16 protein-coding genes are annotated in these 18,946 nt (G+C 40.7%); 8 read left to right on the top strand and 8 right to left on the bottom strand.

Annotation, left to right across the window (positions count from 1 at the left end; translation table 11 throughout):
* Positions 1-94 precede the first annotated feature (94 nt).
* Together ON073_RS02645 and ON073_RS02640 are read right to left on the bottom strand one after the other, a co-directional pair.
* Positions 95-496 (bottom strand): DoxX-like family protein, encoded by a 402-nt coding sequence (locus ON073_RS02645; RefSeq protein WP_274760308.1) that lies wholly within the window; start codon positions 494-496, stop codon positions 95-97.
* Between the two features lie 70 nt (positions 497-566).
* Positions 567-983: a hypothetical protein gene (locus ON073_RS02640; protein ID WP_274760307.1), complete on the bottom strand. Its 417-nt coding sequence runs from the start codon at positions 981-983 to the stop codon at positions 567-569.
* A gap of 205 nt (positions 984-1,188) precedes the next feature.
* On the opposite strand from ON073_RS02640, the gene ON073_RS02635 reads away from it, so the two are divergent.
* The 3 genes from ON073_RS02635 to ON073_RS02625 all read left to right on the top strand — a co-directional run bounded on the left by ON073_RS02635 (position 1,189) and on the right by ON073_RS02625 (position 4,211).
* Positions 1,189-1,608 carry a hypothetical protein gene (locus ON073_RS02635; protein WP_274760306.1) on the top strand — a complete coding sequence of 140 codons (420 nt, stop codon included), beginning with the start codon at positions 1,189-1,191 and terminating at the stop codon, positions 1,606-1,608.
* Positions 1,609-1,758: 150 nt separating this feature from the next.
* A complete protein-coding gene (locus ON073_RS02630; protein WP_274760305.1) occupies positions 1,759-3,321 on the top strand; it encodes a L,D-transpeptidase family protein in 1,563 nt (520 codons plus the stop codon).
* 8 nt (positions 3,322-3,329) lie between these two features.
* Positions 3,330-4,211 carry a D-Ala-D-Ala carboxypeptidase family metallohydrolase gene (locus ON073_RS02625; protein WP_274760304.1) on the top strand — a complete coding sequence of 294 codons (882 nt, stop codon included), beginning with the start codon at positions 3,330-3,332 and terminating at the stop codon, positions 4,209-4,211.
* Between the two features lie 61 nt (positions 4,212-4,272).
* Here ON073_RS02625 and ON073_RS02620 read toward each other — a convergent pair whose 3' ends face one another.
* Positions 4,273-5,892 carry a cyanophycinase gene (locus ON073_RS02620; RefSeq protein WP_274760303.1) on the bottom strand — a complete coding sequence of 540 codons (1,620 nt, stop codon included), beginning with the start codon at positions 5,890-5,892 and terminating at the stop codon, positions 4,273-4,275.
* A gap of 429 nt (positions 5,893-6,321) precedes the next feature.
* On the opposite strand from ON073_RS02620, the gene ON073_RS02615 reads away from it, so the two are divergent.
* From ON073_RS02615 to ON073_RS02600, 4 genes are all read left to right on the top strand, one after another.
* Positions 6,322-9,243: a TonB-dependent receptor gene (locus ON073_RS02615; protein WP_274760302.1), complete on the top strand. Its 2,922-nt coding sequence runs from the start codon at positions 6,322-6,324 to the stop codon at positions 9,241-9,243.
* A gap of 37 nt (positions 9,244-9,280) precedes the next feature.
* Positions 9,281-10,681, top strand: coding sequence for a putative basic amino acid antiporter YfcC (yfcC, locus tag ON073_RS02610; protein ID WP_274760301.1), 1,401 nt, complete (start codon positions 9,281-9,283; stop codon positions 10,679-10,681).
* A 6-nt stretch (positions 10,682-10,687) separates the two neighbouring features.
* Entirely contained in the window at positions 10,688-11,863 is a 1,176-nt protein-coding gene (iadA, locus tag ON073_RS02605; RefSeq protein WP_274760300.1) for a beta-aspartyl-peptidase, read from the top strand.
* A 516-nt stretch (positions 11,864-12,379) separates the two neighbouring features.
* Positions 12,380-14,902: a TonB-dependent receptor gene (locus ON073_RS02600; protein WP_274760299.1), complete on the top strand. Its 2,523-nt coding sequence runs from the start codon at positions 12,380-12,382 to the stop codon at positions 14,900-14,902.
* A 289-nt stretch (positions 14,903-15,191) separates the two neighbouring features.
* Here ON073_RS02600 and ON073_RS02595 read toward each other — a convergent pair whose 3' ends face one another.
* The 3 genes from ON073_RS02595 to ON073_RS02585 form a co-directional block, all read right to left on the bottom strand.
* Positions 15,192-15,653 (bottom strand): SRPBCC family protein, encoded by a 462-nt coding sequence (locus ON073_RS02595; protein WP_274760298.1) that lies wholly within the window; start codon positions 15,651-15,653, stop codon positions 15,192-15,194.
* A gap of 189 nt (positions 15,654-15,842) precedes the next feature.
* Positions 15,843-16,298: a GNAT family N-acetyltransferase gene (locus ON073_RS02590; RefSeq protein WP_274760296.1), complete on the bottom strand. Its 456-nt coding sequence runs from the start codon at positions 16,296-16,298 to the stop codon at positions 15,843-15,845.
* Between the two features lie 10 nt (positions 16,299-16,308).
* Positions 16,309-16,653 carry a lactoylglutathione lyase gene (locus ON073_RS02585; protein ID WP_274760295.1) on the bottom strand — a complete coding sequence of 115 codons (345 nt, stop codon included), beginning with the start codon at positions 16,651-16,653 and terminating at the stop codon, positions 16,309-16,311.
* Between the two features lie 363 nt (positions 16,654-17,016).
* Between ON073_RS02585 and ON073_RS02580 the strand changes: the two genes are divergently transcribed.
* Positions 17,017-17,985, top strand: a complete 969-nt coding sequence (locus ON073_RS02580) for a dihydrodipicolinate synthase family protein (protein WP_274760294.1) — start codon at positions 17,017-17,019, stop codon at positions 17,983-17,985.
* Positions 17,986-18,090: 105 nt separating this feature from the next.
* Here the strand turns inward: ON073_RS02580 and ON073_RS02575 are convergent, their stop codons facing one another.
* Together ON073_RS02575 and ON073_RS02570 are read right to left on the bottom strand one after the other, a co-directional pair.
* The gene (locus tag ON073_RS02575) at positions 18,091-18,432 is read right to left on the bottom strand and encodes a DUF6694 family lipoprotein (RefSeq protein WP_274760293.1); all 342 of its coding nucleotides are present in this window, start codon (positions 18,430-18,432) and stop codon (positions 18,091-18,093) included.
* Between the two features lie 201 nt (positions 18,433-18,633).
* Entirely contained in the window at positions 18,634-18,876 is a 243-nt protein-coding gene (locus tag ON073_RS02570) for a hypothetical protein (protein WP_274760292.1), read from the bottom strand.
* Positions 18,877-18,946: the final 70 nt, after the last annotated feature.

Raw genomic sequence — 18,946 nt, 5'->3', positions numbered from 1 at the left:
CAAAAAGGCACCACTTTGATGTGATGCCTCTTTGAAATGATAAAATCAGCTTACAGCCTTAAACTGTAAGCTGATTTTTTATTCTTGTATGTTATTAGGTCTGTTGACCTTTTAAGTTCGTTGTTACAGCGTCATTTTTTAAGTCATTCAATAGCACCATACTTAAACCAATAATGCCAAGGTTAGTGGTAACAGGGTTAAAGGCTTCAAAAAGTAATTGTGGCTGCAATACTGCAACAAATAGTAGTAACCCAATAAGTGCCAAAATGTTTAATATCAGCAATGGTTTAGAACGGTAAAAGAAAAACAACAGCAATCCAAAAAGCAGCTCTCCAACCCCTGCACTTTTAGTGATGTAATAAGACATGTCTTCGCTAAAACCTAAGCTTGCAGTCATGAGTTTTTCTAGTGGGGCAATCTGTATTAGTTTTGGTGCAATACCATGGTAAAGCCAGCTAAAACTCACAATAAAGCGGGCAATTTGAATAGATGACAACAGCGACTTCCTTGTTGCAAATTAAAATCAGAACCAGCACAAACGTTAAGTGCAAATTAAAGTGAAAGTGTTAACTAACTTCACGCTGTTCTTGAGTGTGTGCAGTATTATCAGGGTTCAATTTTGCTATGGCGGCGAGCGCTTCGTCAGTATCTGTAAATGCTTTTACATTTAACCCTGAGGTTTCAATAAATGAATTTAGCAAGCTCAGCTGTACGCGATTAGCACACACAATAGCAATCATTTGGCAGTGATTATTTAAACTCCACACATAAGATTGGCCAATGGTTTTCATTACCTGCGGGCAGCCAAGCGTTTCCTCATCGATAATATCAATGCGAAACCAAGTTTCATGTTTTGCTTGGTGTGCAATATGCCTTAATTCGTCAAATGCTTTATTTACGCCAATCACATTAAAAGGGCCAAAAACATCCAAGCGAAGTAAATTATCTTGCCAAGTGCATTTAATTTTACCGTGAGCAACCATTGCAATATCAGTGTATTTAATTTGGGGTCAGTATACTTTTTTATTCGCTTAATTAAAAAGCAAAGTTTGTGCTTAAGTTCTTTTATATATCGCTGATTTTATGTACTGTATCTTTTGTACCTGTTTTCGTTGATGTTAATCAACCTAATAGATATATTTTTGAATTAAACTAATTACTTAATATAACTAGATATCAAAAGGGATCATGATGATAAAACGTTTAATAATAATTTTGGCTTTATTTTTTAGCTACTCAGCAATCGCTAAAACTGAAGGCGAATGGATTGAGGTTGCCCATAAATTAGTTTCTTTCAAAGCTGAAACGGATGAAGTGAAACCGAGTTATTCTGAAAGTCATGTTACTAAAATTAAATTACATGTAGATCAGGGCACGGTGCATATTAAAAATATCAAAGTTGTAATGAGTGATGGCCAAGAAAAAGAGTACGATGTTTTAGGCGTGCTCAATAAAGGCATGGAAACACGTGTACTTACCTTACCAAAAGGCGAAAAAATTAAACTGAAGAAAGTGCTATTAAGCTACGACTCGATGGGCAATATACTGATCAGCAAAAAAGCGAAAGTGACAGTACTAGGTTTTAAACCTGAGGCGAAAAAAGACTAAATGCACTTAATTGTGCATTTTCATATTTAGGCCTTGAAGGTTAGCGCGTTTTGTATTTTTACGCGCTAAGTAAAGGGCAGTTTATTTAAGGTATAAAACTAATCAACTTAGTTCTGAAGTAACTAAGTTAAATACAAAAAAGGGACTTTTATGCGTGCATTAATGGCTTTAATGTTGGCTTTGCTGGCATCTTTTTCAAGCAAGGCATCTTATCTTGATCAATTAGAACTGATTTTAATGTCGCCAACGCCAGTTATCGAAGGGCAAAAACTTCATAGCAAAGAGCTGGTTAACTACGCCTACCAAACCAATAACTACGAGTTGATTTGGCAAAATGATGTCGCAGTGTCTCAGCTAATAACGGCTCTTGAAAATGCATGGCAAGAAGGTTTAAAGCCACAAGATTATCACCTTAACTCACTTCATAGCTGGCACAGTAAAAAACAGCACACGCTCACGTTTGATTTACTGCTGACAGATGCGGTAATGACCTATGCAACTCATTTAATTAGAGGCAAAGTTAACCCACAGGCTATTTCAAATACCTGGAATTATCAGCAATATGCAATATCTCCGAAAAAAGCCTCCGAACAGTTGCTTTACCATGTTTCGCGCAATTCAATTCCACAAGGGTTAGCAAAACTAAAACCTAAATTACCACAATATGCATTGTTAAAAGATGCGCTTATTTTTTATCATAACTTACCCGAACGTGCTGAAATAGCGCTTAGTGGGCGTGTGTTAAAACCGCAAAAACGTGATGACGCGGTGCCACTTATTCGTCAAAAATTGTATGACCTTCAACTTGTAACACAAGCGCAAAGTGTTGATAGCACGCTCTATTCACATGACCTTGTGATGGGCATTAAAAAACTGCAATCGCTCAACCAACTTGCTGCAGATGGCATAATAGGTAAAGACACACTCGCGATTTTAAATATCTCAAAAAAGCAGCGCATAGAAACCATAAATGCCAATTTAGAGCGCATTCGTTGGGTCGAGAATAGCATTGATGATGAGTTTTTGATTGTGAATATTGCTGGCTATGAATTGTATTTATATCAGCAAGGCAAACTGAGCTGGAAAACTAATGTAGTAGTAGGCCGAAATTATACGCGAACCCCCGTATTTAAAGGCCAAATGCGTTATTTAGTGGTTAACCCAACATGGACTGTACCGCGCAGTATTGCACGCGGCATTATTCCAAAAGTAAAAGAAGATATTGGTTATTTAGACAAAAAAGACTTTATGGTGGTCGACAGTAGACGCAACCCTGTAGATGTCAATGAAATTAATTGGGAAAACATCACTTCGCGCTCATTCCCCTATTGGTTTGTGCAGCGTCCATCGGAGAAAAACTCCTTGGGTTTAATTAAATTTATGTTGCCAAATAAGTATTCAATTTACTTGCACGACACGCCTGCAAAAAGTTTATTCGGTCAAGAGCAACGTGCATTTAGTCATGGCTGCGTTAGGGTAGAAGAGCCCTTCAAACTAGCGGAAGCAATTTTAGCTGATGATGAAAAATGGTCAGCACAAGCATTGCAAAATACTTTAGAGACCCGTGAAACAACGCGTATTAATTTAAACAAACCACTCGATGTATTTTTAATGTATTGGACGGTGTCGCATAACTTTGATGGTTTGCACTTTTATCCTGATATATATCAGCGTGATAAAAAGCTATTAGCAAAGCTTAATCAACCGCTGTAAGGCAAAATATGGCTCGTTATTTTTTATTTGGACTAGTGGTTTGTGTGATGCTAATGGGCAAAGCTCAGGCAAGTTCACTGCCTGAGTTTGTTGTTGAATCTGGCATTAATAGCGTGGTGCTGATGCCTAATGAGCGCCTGCATATTGTGTTATCAGATGAGTTTGCGCTTTCAAACACAGTGCAGTGGCTTAGCCAAAAATCGCAGCATGTGTTTTTGGCAACTGCGCCATCTGAACCTGGCTTTTATCACGTGGCGCTCGGTGATCGTGCAAACCGCAAAACCTTGCTGCAACTTGTGGTAAAAACCCCTATCGATACGGCAAAAATAAGCGCTCTAAAAGGGTACCGTTTTAATACCTATCCTCAAGCATATAAATCGCTCGCTCAGTACGCACAGCCCAAAGGATTAATTGAGGTGAAAAAAGGTGATGAGAACATTTATCTTTCAGACCTTGTGCAAGTTAAAAATATGCTGAGCAAACAAAAATCCGACTTTCCTAAGTACTTTTTAGCCACCACCGAAGGGCTAAAAATGCTTAATCGTTTGAAGGATTTTTTAATTTCTAAAGGTATAAAATTTAAACGTTTTTCTTTCATTAGTGGCTATCGTACGCCGTATTACAATCGCATGATTGGCAATGGCAAGCACAGCAGGCACCAATACGGTGATGCTTTTGATTTATACATTGATGAAAATGGTGATCAACGAATGGACGATTTAAATGGGGATGGTGTGCAAAACAAAAAAGATGTGGACTATCTATACACCCTTTTTGTCGCGTTTTTAAACCATGACAACCGCCAAGGCGGTGTTGGCAAGTATTATCCAAATGCGCGTCATGGCGGTTTTGTGCATATTGATAATCGTGGTTTTAACGCCCGTTGGTAACCCTTTAAATTTATCGCTGTCAGTAGAAAGGCAAAAAATTCTGACAGCGATAAATCACTTTTTAAAGTCTCATTAGCATATTTTCAATACGGTAAACACCTGAATGCGTTTTAACACAAGTCGTGTTTGCATCTTTTGTAAATGTGACTGGCGTGTCTTTTTGCGCGGTTTCAACGAGTGTAATTGCCTGCTTTTCGCTGTTACAAAAGTCTTGCAGTGCGCGTCGAATTTGCCCGTTTGAAATGGCATTTTCAAAAACGTTTTCTTCACCAGAATTTGCTTTTTTATTTTCGGTTTTTTTCTGTTTTAGGCTTGAGAGCGTAAACTCTTCACCATTAGGGATAAAGTGATAACGAAAAGTGTTCTTTGCCGTGTGCGCTAATATTACAACGCCTTCTTTACCGATGACCGACATCTTGCCTGTGTTTTTTTCCACTTTAAGCGCAGTAGTTTCATCTACACCAAAGCCTAATTGTTGCTTGGTTGCTTGCATTAAAACGGCTAAACGTGGGGTGCGACCTCGCTCACTAAAATGGGTATCCAAAATACCGAAATCAAAACTACCTAAACCACCGTGTTTATCAAAAGTTAGCGCATCAAACTCAAGGTGCTGGCAGCCGCCTTGGTTTTGACAGTTTTCAGCTGGAGGCGGTGCATCGAATGCGCCATTTTTAAGAGCATTTAAGCTACTGCCGTTAGTGATCATAGGTACATTGCCATAATTATTTTGGCCACCTGATTGCATGGCCGTGCCAGCACTTGTGCCTACTAAAATTTCTCGGCTTTGAATAACCTCAAACCAAGGGTAAGGTTCTTTTGTCTCAGCATTAACAAACACCTGCTTAGTAAGCGATTGATCCCCGCCATTAAAAAACAGGCCATCGGCGTTTTTAAGGGTAGTGATTAAATTGTCGATGCCAGCATCACACAAGGCTTTTTCTTGCGTTGTTAAATCGGGGTAAACCGTGTCGCGGTTATAGGCTAAATTAATTTTGTTACGGTAGTTATCAAGGTTTTCGCAATCTTGTTTTGCAATGGCTTTAGCAAGTGCTGGTGTTAGCGCTAACCACTTTGCATTTATCTTGTATTGGCTAAATAAGCCGTTATAAAAATCCGCCGATTCATAGGGGTCACGAGAAGACGCCGTAACTAAATACAGGGTTTTATTTGGCGCGTTTTTAATATCTAAACTAATGGCGTTTAAAATCTCAGTTGTGCTTTTAATCCTGTTTTTGTTTGTGAGTACTTGCTCACTAATACGTTTATTATTCACAATGAGTGGTAGTTCAAGCATATCAAATACAAAGTAATATTCTTGATTGCTTAAAGCGCGATATAACGCGGCATTTTCGCTTTTAAATTTATCAATAAGCTCTGCTTTGGAAATGACGTGTTTGCTTTTTATTTTGTTGAGTAATTTACGCGTGGCAATTTTGTGCTGTGTGTTGGTGTTTGGCCAATTTGAGTTAATTGCAGTGATGGCTGTTTCGTTAATCAAATAGAGTGAATGGGTTTTTGCATGGGATGAAAATGAAGTTTTTTCAATGCAGTTTTTTTGCGCTAAACTCGAACACGTTTTAAGTGCGCCGCCCGCTAAATAAAGTGTTTGCGCAGAGGATGTTAGGCTATAAAAAAGCGAAAACGCGAGGGTGAAATTTTTTACAAAAGACACAAAGTTCATGATTAATTTCCAATCAAGTTTTTAAAAAATGGCTTGTCATCACAAAAAAAGCTGTGATATAAAAATTATGAACTTTGCGGGATGCAAACTAGCACACGCCAGTTTGTAATGTCAAAAAACACGAGATGAAGAAATGTTAAAAAAAGCGAATCAGCTTGTTTGTTACTTCTACTCACCACACTACCTTTCTGAGTGGTTCGACGAGTAGACACACGGTTTTTAACCGTGGTGTTGTCTATTGGTATGCAACCCACCCCAAAAAAATTACAAAAATAAAATTTCTTTGATTAAACACGCCTTTTGACTGTGCTCTATCACAATTACATTGGCTAAAACACGGCATAATTGCGTCTAAATTGCGTAATCGATCCCTCAAATTTATGGGATATGTCTGTTTTGTTTAATCACCTAATCAGAAACAGGTGAAGTATGTATAACAAGTTAACCTTAGCCATTTTTGCAGCGCTGTCAGTTTCAGCACATGCTGCAGAGCAACCAGCCAAAAATTCAGAAGCAGAATCAGTAGAGCGCATTGAGATCACAGGTTCTCGCATTAAAGGTGTTGACCTTGAAGGCACCCAGCCAATCACAATTTTAAGTGCAGAAGACATCGAGCGTTCAGGCGCTTCATCCATTTACGAATTACTGCAAGATATTCCGCAGCTAAAAGGCGGCGCAGGCACATTCTCAACCAGTGAAAGTGGCAGTACATCAACCTCTACACCAGCAGGACAAGCCGCAGCAAGCTTACGTGGTATGGGGCCATCGGCAACACTTACGCTGATTAATGGTCGCCGCGTTGCGCCAAGTTCATTTGCCGCAGGCACGCAAAACTTTGTCGATGTGAACTCTATTCCACTAGCAGCAATCGAGCGTGTTGAAATCTTAGCGACAGGTGCATCGGCAATTTATGGTGCAGATGCGGTGGCGGGTGTGATTAACTATATCTTGAAAAAAGACTTCGATGGCGGTGAAGTTGAGGTGAGCTACGGTGATAGCTTTGAAGATTCAGATGAAAGTAAAAAGCAAATCAACCTTATTTGGGGCACCCAAATTGGCGAAGGTAATTTAACGGTATTTGCCGATTATTATGACCGCAACCAGTTTAATGCAAGCGACCGCGATTACCTTGCATCACCTAATTTAGTTAACAGCTATTCATACTTACCAAAGCTTGAAAACACGCCAAATATTTATTACTACAGCAGCCGTGATGGTAATGAGCAGCCTGCACCTGGCTGCTTAACTGAGACGGTTACAACCGAATACGGCGAGCAAATTTGTGCTTACTATGGTAATCAAGACGATGTATTACGTGCACCATTTGAAAGTATGTCGGGTGGTTTCATGTTTAACCAAGCTGTGGGTGACCTTGTTTGGAATACCGAGATGTTCTACAGCAAAACTAAATCTACCGCGTATTCAACGCCTGCTGCAATTAACCAGCTTGATGACAGTGAAGGCCCGTGGGTAAAAGAAGATGCCTTGTTTATTTATGACGATGCTAACGGTAATAACCCATTACTTGATTCGCTGTACATTGACCCGTTTGATACTTTGCTAGGGCAAGAACAATGGGGTTTTCAATTTGATGCGCGCTTTAACGACCCTCGCACCGTTGAAGTTGAATCTGAAAATATGCGTTTTGTTACTAGCCTTGAAGGGCAGTTAGCAGATTGGGATTGGGAAACAGGCATCATGTTTTCTGAATCACGCTCAGATCAAGTGGCTGTAAAGGGCGTTTACAACCGCTATAAATTCCATGCAGCACTAGCAGGTGAATTGTGTTCAGATGGCACAATTGCACAGCAAAACAATGGCGATATTAGCTGTGGTGCAGGTTCGTTACTTGATTTTTATAACCCATTTTTAGTGGGTAATGGCACTAACGATGCAACCTTAGCGCTTACCCAAGAAACACCAACGCGTAACGGTAAAAGCCGTGTTTACGGTTGGGATTTCACACTCTCTGGTGAACTAATGTCAATTGGCAGCAGTGATATTCAATCGTCATTTGGCTTAGAAGCCCGCAAAGAAGAGCTTTCAGATATTCCATCTGCTAACGCAGTAGCAAATGCTGACAACGAATACTTAGTAGATGTATTTGGTTATGGTTCGAGCATTGCTGAAGCTGAGCGCACGCAATTTGGTGCATTTGCCGAGCTTTATGTACCAGTAGGTGACAAAATTGAAATGCAACTTGCAGGTCGTTATGACCATTTTGATGACTTTGGCTCGACTTTTAATCCTAAAGTGAGCATAAGCTATCGCCCAGTTGATTCCGTAATGTTACGCGCAGCGTGGGCAACCTCGTTTAGAGCACCTTCGCTTACCCAAGCAGGTGTAAAACTAAGAACAACCACATCAACTTTTGATTGTGGCGCTAACCAAGCGGTAGCTGATTTATACTGCGAAGGTGACGGCACACAAGTGACGGTAAATAGCCTAGAGCTAGGTAACAGCGCACTAAATGCTGAAGAATCTGAGTCACTCTCACTTGGTTTTGCATGGAGCCCAAGCCGCGATACCACCATCACATTAGATTACTGGCAATTTAATTACGACGATGTCATTGATACCAATATGACGGGGGTACTTGCCCGTGCTATTACTGATGAATCATTACGCCACTGTGGTTTAGTTCCTAATGGTGAAATGGGTATTTCATACGGTGAAGACGTATGTAGTGTGACCGATAATAGCGGCCTTTACATTGATCAAGCAGGTGCAAACTTAGATGAAATTTTAGCGGCTTACATCAATGAATATGATCCGCGCTCTTACAGCCTAGAGCTTTATCGCGACCATGTGATTCAATTAGAAAACACTGGTAGCCAAGATATTCGTGGTTTAGACATTAAAATTGATCAGCGTTTTCGTTTTGATGCGGGTGATTTGACGTTAAAACTCGACGCCACGCGCTACCTTGATTACGACCGTAATAAGCCGGGCTCAGACGACATTGAGCAACTTGTTGGCACATTCCGCTACCCTGAAAATGTCGGTCGTTTTTCAATTTCATTTGATGCAGAGCGTTATTACATCTCGCTTGGTGCAAACTATACTGGTAGTTATCAAGATGATATAGAAGGTTTACGCGGCCGTGAAATCGACGAGTTAATTGAACTTGGCGAATTAGATGACAACGAACAGCGCGATGTGAAAAGCTGGACTGTGGTGGACTTAAGTGCGGGTTATGAAGTATCAGATTCAGTAATGATCCGCGCCAGTATCGATAACTTATTCGATAAAAAGCCACCGAGCGTTTACGGCTCATCACGTGGTTTTGACTCAATTAATCACGATGCTTACGGTACTACGTATAACCTTGGTGTAACTTACCGTTTCTAATGGGCAAGTGGGGGCAACCCCACTTTTTAAAACACACATGAAACAACAATTTAAAATGCCTGATGCGTTCGTTATTTTGTTAATGATCGCAGGGCTTTGCTATCTCGTGTCTTTCTTTGTATTGCCGGGAAAATTCGACGGTATCAGCCAAGGTGCTACCGTATCGCTGGCGCAATTTAGCCAAGCGGTAAGCCCTCAGCCCGCGGCGCTGTTTGCAACAAACGGCGATGCAGGCTTACTTAATATTCTGTTTGAAGGCCTAGTCAGCGGTGATAGAAATGGCGCAGCAATTGGCGTAATTGCGTTTATTTTAATTACTGGTGGTGCATTTGGTGTGCTGATGCATACCAAAGCCATTGATAACGGCATTATGGCGCTAATTAGCTCGACTACGCGTATTGATTGGCTGTTTATACCTAGTTTGTTTATCACCTTTGCGTTAGGCGGCGCTATTTTTGGTATGGGTGAAGAGGCCATTGCATTTTGTATTGTGCTCTTTCCGATCATGAAAAAGCTTGGTTATAACGCGCAAGTAACTGTGCTGGTGACGTATGTGGCAACGCAAATTGGTTTTGCGGCATCACCTATGAACCCGTTTAGTATTGCCATTGCGCAAAGTATTGCAGGCTTACCTGTATTTTCAGGTGCAGAGTTGCGTACTGCCATTGCGGCATTGTTTATTTTTGTTGGCATGGTATTTACTGTGCGTTACGCATCGAGCATTCGCAATATTGAACAACTGCCTGAAAATACTGCAGAAACGAAGCTCACTCATACCGACAAACTGCTGTTAGTTAGCTTTTTAGCGGTGATTGTTTGGGTGATTTATGGCGTTACGGCAAAAGGCTATTACATTCCTGAACTTGCTACCCAGTTTTTTGTTTTGGGTTTAGTTGTGGCGATTATTGCCAAGCTTGGCAACAGGCAGAGTATTGAAGAGTCAGTGGCTGCGTTTAAACATGGCAGTGCCGAACTACTGCCAGCTGCACTATTAGTTGGCCTTGCAAAAGGCTTAGTGCTATTGCTAGGCGGTGGTGATTTGGCCGAGTATTCGTTACTCAATACGCTACTTTATTATGCGGCGTCGTTTATCTCGCATGTGCCCGATGTGATAGCTGCTTGGTTTATGTATTTATTCCAATCAGTGTTTAACTTTTTTGTCTCATCTGGTTCAGGTCAAGCCGCGATTACGATGCCAATTATGGCACCACTTGCTGACTTAATTGGCGTATCGCGTCAAACAGCGGTGCTGGCATTTCAGCTAGGTGATGGCCTAACGAATATAATTATCCCAACGTCAGCGAGTTTGATTGGCTGTTTAGGCGTTGTAAAACTTTCATGGAACGAATGGGCGCAATTCATTTGGCGCTTTATGTTGTTTTTATTCTCTTTAGCAAGCGCAGTGGTCATTGTTGCGCATCTTATAAATTATCAATAAAACATTATGTTAACTCTAATTAAGCAGGCCGAGTGTTATTCCCCTAAAAGACTCGGCAAACAAGACGTGCTTATTGCAGGCACAAAAATTATTGCAATCGAAGCTGACATTAACCTCGATACCAATGTTGCATGTGAGCTGATTGATGGCAGCGACTTAATTGTAGCGCCTGGCTTTGTTGATTCACTGGTGCACATTAGTGGCGGCGGTGGCGAAGCGGGTTTTGCCAGCCGCACACCAGAAATGAACTTAACGGATGCCACTATTGCAGGTATTACCACAGTGGTTGGTGCGCTTGGTACCGATGATGTTAGCCGAACTCACAGCGACTTAATCGCCAAAGCAAAAGGGTTAAAGCAAGAAGGTTTAAACGCTTTTTGTCATACGGGGTCGTATCATTTACCCGCAAAAACGCTGGGCGAAAGCATTAGCCACGACATTATGTATGTGGATGAAGTGATTGGTTTGGGTGAAGTGGCCATTAGCGATCATCGCGGTCGCCAAATTACTACGCAGCAACTCGCTGAAGTTGCCGCCGAAGCCAGAACCGCAGGCCTTTTAAGTGGTAAACGCGGCACCGTATCGATTCATGTTGGCTCAGGCAAAGCGCATGTTAATTTGCTTCATGATGTGGCCAATAACACAGACATACCAATTAGTCAGTTTTACCCAACACATATGAACCGTAACGCCGAGCTATTAACTACGGGCATTGAATTTTGCCGAGCAGGTGGCACCATCGATTTTACTACCAGCACGACCGAATACGATTTGGCTAATGGTGAGCTTGCCGCGGCCGAAGCCCTTGCGTATTGCTTAGATAAAGGGGTGAATGTTGCGCAGCTCACCATGAGTTCAGACGGTCACGCGAGTTTACCAATTTATAATGAGCAAAATGAATTAGTCGGTTTTGAAGTGGGTACTGAGCTGTCATTGCTAAGTTCATTTCAGCAGGCGGTAAAACAATTTAATGTGCCGATTGAAAAGGCATTAAGTGCGATTACGATAAACCCCGCGCGCATTCTTGGTCTAAATAAGGGCGAGCTTAAACAAAATGGGGATGCCGATGTGGTGCTGCTTCGTCAATCAGATTTAACCGTGCACAGCGTATGGTGCAATGGCAAGAAAATGATTGAAGACAGCCAAATTGTTGCCAATGGATTTTTTAATAGCGCAAACTGAATTCAGGTTAATAAATCAACTTGATGATATAAGCCCAAGGGTTAGCGACAGCTAACCCTTTTTCATTTCTATTGTTTATGCAAAGTCAAAATACTGGTTTGATTTCTACACTTTAAGTTAACAGAAATTGGCTGAAAACGCCTTTTGAAACGCTAAGCTTTAAGCCTTTTTGCTTATTTCGCCTAACTTTAATTTTCTTCACGTTGTTTTAGCAAAATAATTATTTCTGATTGCATAACTATTTGTGTTTTATCTTTCTGATTTAAAATGATTTTATTGTTTTTAAATGAGTGCTTTTGAATAAAAATTCATGTTTAAAAGTTGGCTACGCAAAGTGGTCGATTGTTCCTTTTTTAGGCGCTTGCTATGCGCTGAATGATGCTGTTTTATTGCCTGCGGCCCCGTAATTTAAGCCCAGGAATTGAACTGCCATGGAGATGGCCTGTGCCAAGGTCGCCGTTAATTATAAAAAATGACTTTGCCACGCAATTAAACATCATTCTATTAAGGGAAAACATGAAACATCTAACGCATTTAACTGCCTCGCTTTCATCGGTATCGCTGGCGGTATTATCAGGCCTTTTTATATCGCCAAACGTACAGGCTGCCAGTAACGATCAAGCCACAAAAGAAATGGAAAGTATTCAAATCACCGCATCACGCCGCGCAACGTCAATTGAAGACACTGGCATGTCTGTGAGTGCGGTAAGTGGTGAATCACTAGAGCAACTTGGTGCAACTAACTTTGCCGACTTTATTCGCACGGTACCTGGCTTAAACTTTTCTGAATCAGCAGCCCCAGGTACCCAAGATATTATTATTCGTGGTGTTAACTTTCCAAGTAACCGTTTTCAAATGCCAACAGTGTCGGTTTATTTGGATGAAATTAATTTATCGCAAAACGGTCGTAACCCAGATATTGACCTGATTGATGTGCAACGTGTCGAAGTGTTACGCGGGCCACAAGGTACGCTTTATGGTGGTAGCGCCATGGGTGGAGCACTGCGATATATCACCAATAAAGCGGACACCAGCGGCATTGATTATTGGTTTGAAGCAGGACTTGAGCAAACTAAAAACGGCGGCTTAGGTAACAAGCAATCGCTGATGTTTAACACTCCGTTAAGTGATGATGCAGCACTGAGAGTTGTTGCTTATCGCAAAGACTTAGACGGTTGGATTGATAACCTTGGCTACATTCACACCGGTGACTATGAAATTATTGACCCAAACACCGGCGAAGAAAATTACAACGACGAAAACACCGTAGGCGGTCGCGTTAGTTTACGTTGGGATGCAAGCGACAATCTCACCTTAGATTTTATGGCGGCAATACATAATGTTGAGGTAGATGGTTTAGCTAACTGGAACCCAAATTTAATTAGCAAAGGTAATAATGGCGCTGGCTATGGCAGCTACAAAGCAGCTGTGCGCGACAAAGAAGCCTACCAAGATGACAACACGATTTTAAATTTTACCGCTACCTATGATGCGGACTTTGCCGAAATTAGCTGGATCTCAAGTTTAAGTAAGCGTGATTATCAGCGCATTAGTGATGTGTCGCGCGAGCGCCATGGTATTGACTGGTGGGTCGGTGATTTCTCTTCAAAGTTTGATTACAACCTAGACAGCCACGTGGATGAGTCGGGCCAGCCTCTATCGTCAGTGCGTATTCGCCCGATTGACTATAAAAGCACAAGTCATGAGTTACGCTTTGTCGGCAGTGCATTTGACGACAAGCTTAAGTGGGTTGCAGGTGCGATTTATGCCAAGCGCGACAACTTATGGCAACAACGCGAGGTGTACGAAGGGTTAGAGTCTGCTTATTCGTCGTTTGTACCTTTTGGCTTTAGCACTAACTATGAGCAAGCTGCGCTAGATAATCCAAACGAGTTTGGCATTATCGGCACCGATCTGTGGTTTTACTCTGACAGGGAAGAAGTCATTGAAGAAAGTGCCGCTTATCTTAATCTTACATACTCAGTAACGGACGCGTGGCAAATCAGTGTGGGCAGTCGCTTTTTTGATGTTGAAGTAAGCAATAACTATCAACAAGGTGGTATTTTTGGCGGTACTTATGTATCTCTTGCAAAAGACGATTACCAAAACGGCTTAATTAGCGAAAACCAGTATCATCAAATTATTGCCGACAACGTTGCCAGCAATTACCACACAGAAGCCCGCTTTTTACAGCAAGAAGACGACGCTTCATTTATGTTTAATACCTCCTACGATTTTGGGGATACGCTTGTCTACGCAACGATTGCCGAAGGCTACCGTATTGGTGGCGTAAACCGCGCATTTCCAATTCGTGATGGTAGTTTAACGGTACCGCAAACGTTTGATTCTGATAGTTTAGTGTCGAGCGAGCTTGGCTTAAAGAGCCAATTATTCAACCGCGCACTAACGCTTGATATGTCGGCGTATCAAATTGATTGGCAAGATATTCAGTTTGGTTTAACTGATCCTGTTACTTCGTTTGACTTTAATATTAATGCCGGTACAGCTGAGATTAATGGCCTTGAAGTCAGTGCACTTTGGCAGGCTACAAGTGACTTAGAATTCACAGCATCAGCAACCTTGCTTGATCATCAAGTAACTGAGCTTTCTGATGCAGCACTTGGGCAAAATATTAATGTGGGCGATGCGATGTTAGGCGTATCAGATGAGCGTTTTGCATTAGCTGTTAGCTACTACACTGAAGTATTTGAACAAGACGCTTATGTGCGACTAGATTGGAACTACACTGGCGATTATATCCGTGATTACGTGAGCGAAGACGATTCACCAGAAGTAATCGCTGCAGCTACTGGTGATGCCTATGCTATGACCACTCTTGCGAGTGGTTTTAGTTACAAAAATTGGGATATTAGCGTGTTTATTCGCAACTTGTTCGACGAAGACACCATCGTAAGCCAAGAAAAACCGCGTGTAAGTTACAGCGGCGGCCGTTATAGCGATGTAAGTTCAGACCCTGGCCGCGTAGTGACATTAAAACCTAGAACGATAGGCGTGAATGTTCGCTACCGATTCGAATAAGAGCGAAATGAACTCTATTGTTTAACTATGCAGCTGCAAGTATGGGTTTAGTACAAGGCAGAGCTAGTGAAGTTTGGTTCTCCAAATAATTCTAGCGATAACGCAGTAATAAACCCATAGAGGCGCTGCCCAAAGGGTTCAAGCCTAGTCGCTTTTATCTTTGTTGACGATTTTTGACTTAGTCCACTAGGTCTGCAACTCGTCGCCTCGATTAAAACGACTAGGTTTGAACATACTTTAAACTATAGAGTACATTTCGCTCTATCATTTCGAAAAACCAAAGGTGCATTTATGCACCTTTTTTATCATGCTCTAGGTGGCTCTTAATATCTTGTAAGTCTTTCTCGAGCATTTTTACTAACGATTTTTTCATCAATAGCCCCATTAATGCTGAAAACACTTTGCCAATAAATGACATCGACTCACTAGAAAAAGACATGGAGAGAATTGTTTTGCCATTGTCTTCGGCAACAGCCATTTTAGTCAGGTATACCGCACCACAGTTTTCGGCGCGAGTGCAATAATATTGGCCTTCTACTGCTTCGGTTATCCACATGGTTTCACTTGCTTCTTTACCAAACATCTCGCGTGTTTCGCTCCACTTTAAACCAACTAACCCTGTCTCTGGTTTTTCAATCACGGCTAAATCGATAATCGCGGAAATCATATTTTTACAGTTAGCTATGTCTGTGATTGCTTGCCACACTTTTTCTTTGGCGCAATTTACTTCTGTTGAAACATTAATTTCCATGTTTTACCTCTAGGTACGCGTGGGAGCGATTTAACAAAGTTATTACCACAAGCTTTTAGCTGATTATTCGCTTAACAAACATAGCCTATTTATTTTTATCACGCAGATATTTGTGAAGCCTTTAAAAAGGAAGATTGAATGCAGTCTTTTGTAAAATAAACCTCGGGGTTATGCGCCGAAAACTAATTTTCAGCTCGAAAAATCAAGTGCTAACGCTACTTTTTCAATGCCATGGCTGGGTGTAAAACGCTTAAACTCATTAAAGCCGTGCTTTTGGTATAAGCGAATAGCAGGCGCGTTGACTACCGCGGTTTCAACAATGGCTTTGGTAAAATCAAACGCATTTAACACATACTCCATCAGTTTTCCGGCAATACCTTTACGAAAATGCTCTGGCGCTACGGTTAAACTGTCTATTTCTAATAGGTTGTTTTGGTATCTGACTTCAATAACACCAGCAAGGCTGTCACCCTCATAAAAACCATAAAACAGAGTATTTGAGCTTGCTATATCCTGTGGTGTGCGCGATAGCGGTGGAAAATTATCGGTGCCAATTAGTGCCGCCTCAATTTTATAAGAAGCTTGAAACACAGCGTAAATGTGCGAAGCAATATCGCTATTTGAATGGGCAAGTTGAGCTATCATATTTTGTTAATTAACTGCCTAATTGGGTAATATGCAAAAGTTCGCCCGAAGGTCCCCATAGATAAAATACGTTGCCCCAAGGCATTTGTTGGATTGGTGATATTTTAGTTTTGTATTTTGAGTTGCTACATAACTCAAACGCATCATCGATATCCGCAACGCAAATTTGCAACATAAAGTTATTTGCTAAATCTTCGTTGTAAAAGCGCTGCAAGAAGAAAAGACAATCGCCATTTTCAAAAAGGGTAAGATCGTCGCTCACATATTCAGACTTAAAGCCAATTTCAGCATAAAAAGATAAAGAGACCTCGTAGTCTTTACTCGGGATAAATGTTTTTATATCGATAACATCCATGATATTTCCATAAATAAGCAGCACGTATTTACATTTAAAAAGTGCAAAAGGGCATTAGTGAAGTGGCTAAGGGCAAAGTAAGTGCGCCCAAAATTTTACAAAACTATAAATAGCGCACGTGCATTAGTAAACCTTTCAATAACTAAACGCATTTAAAAACTGAGGTTTATGTTTATAAATGGAGGGTTTTGTAGATGTTTTACGGCAAATATGCTTTAAGCTAAAGTAAATTGTATGCTTACTAAACTCATTACAGCTCACTAATTTTAAGCATTTATTAAAGACAATTTCACACAAATGTTTATTTTGTATATTTTATACGATATAGTCAGGCAATAAAGATTTTATACAAAAGGTAATACGATGCAAACAAATAGTACAGATTGGCGTTATACGGTTATGCCTGCCGTGTTTACATGGTTAAAAGAGACTGAAACAGGCGCACTTGAAATTGACCTAGTTGCAACACAAAAGTATGCAGCAGATATTTTACATGTTGAAGGTAAAGCTGGCACACGCATGGGTGGCCTTGTTGGTTCGGGCACGCTAGGTGAAAACAGCTACCTAAGCGCTGAGCAGCGTCTTTCTCTACTAAGTGCGCTCTCTGAGGTTGCTAAAGAGTTTAACGTGCCATTAATTAGTGGCGCTGCGGCAGAAACCAAAGAAGCCCTTGCAACTATTGTAAAAGAGCTGGCAACAGTAGGTGTAGATACGGTAATGGTAATGCCACCAAAAACCAAAGAAGCGCCTTCTGATGACGAAATGTATGCATACTACGCGCTTGCAGCAGATGCAGCACGTGAAGCTGGCATTACGATTATGCCTTACAACAATCCAGATGCAGCGGGTTACCATGCGCTTTCAACCGATATTTTAAGAAAGCTTGCAGCGCTACCAGAAGTTACAGCACTTAAAATTTCAACAACTGACGTATCAGTAATTGAAACCCTGATGCTAGAAAACAAAGATGCAAAAATCTTAGCAGGTGTAGACACAGTAACGGTTCACGCAGGCCTTGCTGGTGCATGTGGCGGCATTACAGGTGTAGGATGCATCTTCCCGAAAGCAAGTGTAACCATGCAAGAGTATGTAAATGATGGCAATTGGGCTGAAGCGAATAAAATCTCGCAAGCAATGAACTCAATTTCATACCTAGATGCACAGCCACTGTTATTAGAATACCTAAAGTTTGCATTTGGTATTCACCACAATGACGAACAAGGTGGCCTGCGCACATTAGGTAAAAAGCTTACGGCAGCGCAAATTGATGATGTACGCGCACGTTACCAACTTGCAAAAGCGCGCCTTGAAGCACTTGGTTTAGCTGAATAACTCTTGTAGTTTTTTGAAAAGATCAAAGCTCCGTTTACGGAGCTTTTTTTGTGAACTGAAAAAAGTGAATTTTAAAAATATTACTTTTATTGGGTAAGCTAAAACTTAATTAGCATTCACTCGTTGAACCTTTGTTGGGGATTGTTTTGAAAGTTCAATAACTTGGTAGTAATTTAAACCATCAATTTTTTCGCCTATTAGAGAGTAATTTGTTTTCATCATCTCTTGGTTGCCAATTAGTTCATATGCACTTTCAACATTCGAAAATTGTACAGCCAACAACGCCATTAAAAACTCAACTTTTTCATCTTCATTTAGCCGTTTCATCACTCTTTCAACACCAGCTTTAGTTGAAGCTTCTGTACTTCCGTCGAAAATGTAATCTTTCTTGGTACTTGCACAACCAATAAGCGAAATGACAATTAATAAAGCAACAATACTCTTCATATAAACTTCCTTGTAAACATATTAAAATAGTATTTGACCAATACTAAAATTAGCATATTTATTTTAATAAAATAATAGGTAAGCTAATAACTCACAAGGAAAAAATGCTATGACTATTTGCATTAAACTATTTAAATTTTGCATTATAATGTAAATTTTTTGATGCTTAATGGTTTCAAAAGATGTGAGGATTTTTGAGCTTTAGTTTAACGCTGGGCGTGTTACATACTCATAACCTTTAGATTTGCACTCAGCTATTTTCTCCTTCTTTAATTTCTCTGCATCATTTTTGGAAAGGTTTTTTGCAACTATTTTTTGTTTGTCGAAACCCATCGATTTTACTTGTTCATTTACTGCAGGTAGGCTTGAGCTTTCTTTGCGTGCAGTCGCTGTAAATTTAGGGCCCTTTTCATTCAAATAAATTATTACATAGTGTTCTTTCATTTGTTTTGGCTCTCAAAGTGGTTTTATACGTTTATGAATACTGAGATAGTATTTTAATAGATGACATTTA

Source organism: Pseudoalteromonas sp. G4, from assembly GCF_028875915.1.
Lineage (GTDB): Bacteria > Pseudomonadota > Gammaproteobacteria > Enterobacterales > Alteromonadaceae > Pseudoalteromonas.
Note: the sequence above shows the minus strand (reverse complement) of the source record. Positions and strands in the feature narration are given on the sequence as shown.

What these genes read in the sequence shown, in the direction of transcription:
- ON073_RS02640 (WP_274760307.1), bottom strand. Translation starts at nt 983, where the DNA reads ATGGTTGCTCACGGTAAAATTAAATGCACTTGGCAAGATAATTTACTT.
- ON073_RS02635 (WP_274760306.1), top strand. Translation starts at nt 1,189, where the DNA reads ATGATGATAAAACGTTTAATAATAATTTTGGCTTTATTTTTTAGCTAC.
- ON073_RS02630 (WP_274760305.1), top strand. Translation starts at nt 1,759, where the DNA reads ATGCGTGCATTAATGGCTTTAATGTTGGCTTTGCTGGCATCTTTTTCA.
- ON073_RS02625 (WP_274760304.1), top strand. Translation starts at nt 3,330, where the DNA reads ATGGCTCGTTATTTTTTATTTGGACTAGTGGTTTGTGTGATGCTAATG.
- ON073_RS02620 (WP_274760303.1), bottom strand. Translation starts at nt 5,892, where the DNA reads ATGAACTTTGTGTCTTTTGTAAAAAATTTCACCCTCGCGTTTTCGCTT.
- ON073_RS02615 (WP_274760302.1), top strand. Translation starts at nt 6,322, where the DNA reads ATGTATAACAAGTTAACCTTAGCCATTTTTGCAGCGCTGTCAGTTTCA.
- yfcC (WP_274760301.1), top strand. Translation starts at nt 9,281, where the DNA reads ATGAAACAACAATTTAAAATGCCTGATGCGTTCGTTATTTTGTTAATG.
- iadA (WP_274760300.1), top strand. Translation starts at nt 10,688, where the DNA reads ATGTTAACTCTAATTAAGCAGGCCGAGTGTTATTCCCCTAAAAGACTC.
- ON073_RS02600 (WP_274760299.1), top strand. Translation starts at nt 12,380, where the DNA reads ATGAAACATCTAACGCATTTAACTGCCTCGCTTTCATCGGTATCGCTG.
- ON073_RS02595 (WP_274760298.1), bottom strand. Translation starts at nt 15,653, where the DNA reads ATGGAAATTAATGTTTCAACAGAAGTAAATTGCGCCAAAGAAAAAGTG.
- ON073_RS02590 (WP_274760296.1), bottom strand. Translation starts at nt 16,298, where the DNA reads ATGATAGCTCAACTTGCCCATTCAAATAGCGATATTGCTTCGCACATT.
- ON073_RS02585 (WP_274760295.1), bottom strand. Translation starts at nt 16,653, where the DNA reads ATGGATGTTATCGATATAAAAACATTTATCCCGAGTAAAGACTACGAG.
- ON073_RS02580 (WP_274760294.1), top strand. Translation starts at nt 17,017, where the DNA reads ATGCAAACAAATAGTACAGATTGGCGTTATACGGTTATGCCTGCCGTG.
- ON073_RS02575 (WP_274760293.1), bottom strand. Translation starts at nt 18,432, where the DNA reads ATGAAGAGTATTGTTGCTTTATTAATTGTCATTTCGCTTATTGGTTGT.
- ON073_RS02570 (WP_274760292.1), bottom strand. Translation starts at nt 18,876, where the DNA reads ATGAAAGAACACTATGTAATAATTTATTTGAATGAAAAGGGCCCTAAA.